Origin of the sequence: Nocardia pseudovaccinii NBRC 100343, assembly GCF_001613225.1 — a bacterium.
Lineage (GTDB): Bacteria > Actinomycetota > Actinomycetes > Mycobacteriales > Mycobacteriaceae > Nocardia > Nocardia pseudovaccinii.
Window position 1 is genome coordinate 1 of sequence record NZ_BDBY01000047.1, and the last position, 4,990, is coordinate 4,990.

Here is a 4,990-nt window from a genome sequence, read left to right on the forward strand (position 1 = left end):
GCGCATGCTGGGGACGGCAATACCCACCCGCTGATCGTGCACGATCCGACCGATGCGGCGATGACCGAACGCGCGCACCGCGCGTTCGGCGAGATCATGGATCTGGCCATCGAGCTCGGTGGCACCATTACCGGCGAACACGGCGTCGGCCGGTTGAAGAAGGCATGGCTGCCCGAACAGCTGGGTCCCGATGTGATGGCTCTCACTCGCCGGATCAAGGATGCGCTCGACCCACATGGCATTCTCAACCCAGGCGCGATTCTGTAGACGGAACATTCCCGGCCGCTGAGGAGTTTCACCCGATCATGACCACCAGGCTCGAGCACAATGTCGCCGACACCCGATTCGAGATCTATCTCGACGACACCCTCGCCGGGTACGCCGACTACGCCGAACGCGAAGACGCTGATCTCACCCGCCCCGTCGGCTCCGCCGACAACCATCCCCCCAGAGTCCGCGACTTCCACCACACCATGACCTTCCCGGAGTTCCGTGGCCGTGGCGTGGCCGCCCAGGTGGTCGAATACGCGCTGCAGGATTCGCGCGCACAGGGTTTCGCCATCATCCCGACCTGCTGGTACGTCGAGCAGTACATCGCCGAACACCGCGAATACGCCGATCTGGTCGCCTAGCGCAGGTAGTCCGCGAGGATCGGACCGATCACAGCCAGGGCTTGCGGGCTGGTGAGCTTGTTGTGTTCGCAGCCGACTTGGTGGTCGTCAATGGTTCCGGTGACATAGGGCCGCCAGGTTTCCGCGTTGGGGATGTACCCGGGTCGGCCGTTGGTGCTGCTGAAGAAGAGCGCGTCGCCGTCGAAGACGGCCGGGTGGTAGTCGGCGCTTTCGCGGATCAGCTGCTGGTAGTCGAGATAGAGATGCTCGAGATCGGCGGGGGTCAGGGCCGCGAAGGTGCCGCCCGCGACGCGCAGGAGTTCAGCGGCGCGGTCGGCGAGCGCCGCATCCCCGTCGACGTTGTCGAGCAGCGTGGGATCGATGCCGCCGAATTCGGCGAGCAACGCCTCCGGAGGCGGCATCTCGACGGCGCTTTCCGGTTCGACATCGGCGCGGCCGTCCATGAGAACCAGGGCCGACACCTGGGCGCCGCGGCTTTGGAGTTCGACGGCGACTGCATGGGCGAGCGGACCGCCCGCGGAGTAGCCCAGCAGTCGGTAGGGCCCCGCGGGCTGGGTCAGCAGGATACGGTCGGCGTAGCGGGCGGCTCGTTCGGTGAGGGTGCTGTCCGGTTGGTTGCCGTCGGTCACAGCCGGTGACTGCAGGCCGTAGATCGGGTGATCACCATCGAGGTATTGCACCAAACCGGCGTAGCACCAGGCCAATCCGATTGCGGGATGGATGCAGAACAGTCCGGGACCCGTGCCGCTCGGGCGCAGGGCAAGGACAGTGCGCAAGGCCGGATCGAAGCCCGGTTGGTCACCTTCGACGATGCGTTGCGCCAGGAGAGCGGGAGTCGGTTCGCCGAACATCCACTGGACCGGCATATCGAAGCCGCTGCGTTCGCGGATTTCGGCGACGAGTCGAATGGCGACCATGGAGGTACCGCCGAGTTCGAAGAAGTTGTCGTCCAGGCCGATTCGATCCGCGCCGAGCACCGCTTCGAAGGCATCGACGACAAGGCGTTCGGTGCTGGTGACCGGCGGACGGTACGGCAAATCCTTGCGCCGCAAGGTCGTTGGTGGTAGCTGGTGCACGACGGTGCCCGGCGGGGCGGTGAGGTCGAGGTCGCCGATGACGATGGCCGGGTCCGCGGTGACCTCTTCGAGCACCTGAACGAATCGCTGTGTCAACGTTTCCGCGGTCGTCTGTTCGAAGAGATCGCGGGCGAAGGTCAGGGTTCCGGTGATACCGGCGGGCGCGCCATCGGCGTCGAATTTCTCGGCCAGCGTCCATTCCAGATCGTATTTGGCGCCGACCGCCGCGCGCGATAACGGTGTGATCACCAGGCCGGGCAACTGAATCGGTTCGCGATCGAAGTTCTGGAACACCAGAATCACTTGGAACAGTGGCGAATGCGCGGTCGATCTGGCCGGTGCGAGTACCTCGACCAGCCGCTCGAACGGCAGATCGGCATTGCCGAAGGCGTCCAGATCGGCGTCTTTGGTTGTGGCGAGGACGTTTTCGAAGGTCGCGTCGTGCTCGATCCGGGTGCGCAGGACCAGGGTATTGACCAACATCCCGACGAGATCGTCGAGTTCGCCGTCACCACGGCCCGCGGTAACCGAACCGATCGCCACATCCGTCGTACCGGAGAGCCTGGCCAGCAGGACCGCGAGCGCGGCGTGCGCCACCATGAAGACGCTCACGCCGTGCCAGCGCGCGATCTCCCGAATCCGTTGCTGCACAGCGATTCCGACTTCGAATTCGACCAGGCCCGCGCGGTGCGTGGCCACCGTCGGACGCGGGTGATCGGTGGGCAGCGCCGATACCTCCGGCAGTCCGTCCAGTGCACCGCGCCAGTACTCCAGCTGAGTGTGCGCCGCGCTGCCGGGATCGTCATCGGCGCCGAGCAATTCGCGCTGCCACAGTGCGTAATCGGCGTACTGCAACGGCAAGGGCGCGAACTGCGGTGCGGTACCGGCCCGGCGGGCGGCATAGGCCAGCAGCACGTCACGGGTCAGCGGCGCCAATGACCAGCCGTCCGCGGCGATGTGGTGCATGACAACGATCAGCACCCAGCGCTCGGGCTCGAGCCGCAGCAGCCACACGCGCAGCGGAAGTTCTCGGGTCAGATCGAAGCCGTGCCCACCGGCGCGCATGGCGAACTCGGCCGCGCTCTCCGCTCCGATATCGGAGACCACCACTGGGACGACGGCTTCCGCTGCCGGTAGCACTTCCTGGTACGGATCGCCCGCGGCATCCACCGGATAGACGGTGCGCAGTGATTCGTGCCGAGCGACCAGATCCGGGACGGCGGCGCGAAGCAACTCCGGATCGAGGTCGCCGCGAACCTCGACGACGATGGGCACATTGTGCGCGGGTGAGGCCGGGTCGTAGCGGTTGAGGAACCACATGCGCCGCTGGGCAGCCGAGAGCGGGATACGGCTCGGTCGCTCGCGCGGTCCGGGGCGGGGTCCGGGTGGGGCGGCCGCGGTCCGGATCGCCTCGGCGAGGTCGGCCACGGCGGGCGCATCGAAGACAGTGCGCACCGGGATTCGGGTATCGAGTGCCGCACCGAGCCGAGCGACGATGCGGGTGGCGATCAGCGAATTGCCGCCGAGGGCGAAGAAGTTGTCGTCGAGTCCGACGCGAGTGACACCGAGCAGTTCGCCGAAGGTTTCGGCGATCGCTCGTTCGGTGGGCGTCTCCGGGGCGCGATATCGGCCGCCGCGCAGATCGGGTGCGGGCAGTGCCTTGCGGTCCAGCTTTCCGTTCGCGGTTCGCGGCAGTTCGGTGAGCGCGATAATGACCGAGGGGACCATATAAGACGGAAGTCGCTGTGCCACAGCGCTCTCGAGCAGATCGGGTGCGAATTCGGCACCGGCTACCACGTAGGCGACGAGCACTTCACCGACGACGGCATCGTTGTGCACGCTCACCGCCGCCTGATCCACCGCCGGGTCGGCGAGCAGCGCCGATTCGATTTCCCCGAGTTCGATGCGCAGGCCGCGCAGCTTGATCTGCAGGTCCGAGCGGCCCAGGTATTCGAGGTCGCGGCCGCGCCAGCGCACCAGGTCACCGGTTCGGTACATGCGTTCACCCGGTCGGCCGTGTGGGTCGGCGACGAAGCGCGATGCGGTCTGGCCACCGCGGCCGTGATATCCGCGAGCCAGTGCGATGCCCGCCAGATACAGCTCACCGGCGACGCCTTCGGGCACCGGATACAGCCGATCGTCGAGCACGACCGCGGACATGCCCGCGATGGGGCCGCCGATGGTGACCTCGTCGCCCACCCGAAGCGGGTTGCTCTCCGTTGCCCAGATCGTGGTTTCGGTCGGGCCGTAATCGTTGAAATGCAGGCGATCCGGCGCGGACCAGCGGGCGACCAATTCGGGCGGACATGGTTCACCGCCGGTGATGATGACGCGCACCGCATCGCATCCGGCCGGATCGACCGAGGCCAGGGCCGAAGGTGTAAGCGCAATGTGCGAAACCTGTTCGCGTATCAGCAGTTCCGCGAGTTCCTGGCCGCCGAATGCGGTCGGGCCCGCGATGACGAGCGTCGCTGCCGGACCCACTGCGATCAAGAGTTCGAGTACCGCGGCATCGAAACTCGGGGAGGTCACGTGCAGGACGCGGGACGTGCTGGTGGTCCTGTCGCGTTTCTGTTGTGCTGCCGCGAGGTTGGCGAGTCCGGTGTGGGTGACGACGACGCCCTTGGGTCTGCCGGTCGATCCGGAGGTGAACAGGACGTAGGCGGGGTTTTCGGGCCGCACGTTCGGCAGCTCGATCGGTGCACCGGTTGTGGCATCGAGTGATTCGATGACGTCCGGATCATCGAGGGCGAACCACCGCGTCGAATCCGGCAGACTCGGCTCGATCGAACTCCGGGTGATGCCGATCTCGGCAACCGAGTCCGCGATGATCTGCTGGATCCGCTCGACCGGGTTGCCGGGATCGACCGGGACGAAAGCCGCTCCGGTCTTCGCCACCGCCCACACGGCGAGCACCGACTCGAGCGAGCGGCGCAGGGCCACCGCGACCAGTGATTCGGGACGCGCACCCGCGCGGATCAGTAAGCGAGCCAGTCGATTCGAGCGCTCGTCGAGGTCGGCATAGGTCAGTGTCGCTGCGCCATCGACCACTGCTGTGCCGTCCGGGTTCGCGGAGACCGCTGCTGCGAGCAGCTCTGCCAGGACGCGCGGCGGCCGCTCGATCCGCGCCCGTCGGGACAGCAGATCTCGGCGATCGGCAGGTGCGAGCAATTCGATATCCCCAACGGGTACTTCCGGATTCGCCGCTACCGCGCGTAGCACGCGCAGCCAGCGCTCGGCCATGTGCGCGACGGTTGCGCGGTCGAACAGGTCGGTGGCGTA

At 66.8% G+C, this 4,990-nt stretch carries 3 protein-coding genes; 2 read left to right on the forward strand and 1 reads right to left on the reverse strand.

The window, feature by feature from the left end:
• Positions 1-267, forward strand: a 267-nt coding sequence (locus NP3_RS06350; RefSeq protein WP_281197292.1) for an FAD-linked oxidase C-terminal domain-containing protein, incomplete at its 5' end; no start/stop codon positions are given.
• Positions 268-305: 38 nt separating this feature from the next.
• Positions 306-632 carry a GNAT family N-acetyltransferase gene (locus tag NP3_RS06355; protein ID WP_063038730.1) on the forward strand — a complete coding sequence of 109 codons (327 nt, stop codon included), beginning with the start codon at positions 306-308 and terminating at the stop codon, positions 630-632.
• Here NP3_RS06355 and NP3_RS06360 read toward each other — a convergent pair.
• On the reverse strand, positions 629-4,951 hold the full coding sequence (locus tag NP3_RS06360; protein ID WP_169814450.1) for a non-ribosomal peptide synthetase: 4,323 nt from the start codon (positions 4,949-4,951) through the stop codon (positions 629-631). The genes NP3_RS06355 and NP3_RS06360 overlap by 4 nt on opposite strands.
• Positions 4,952-4,990 lie beyond the last annotated feature (39 nt).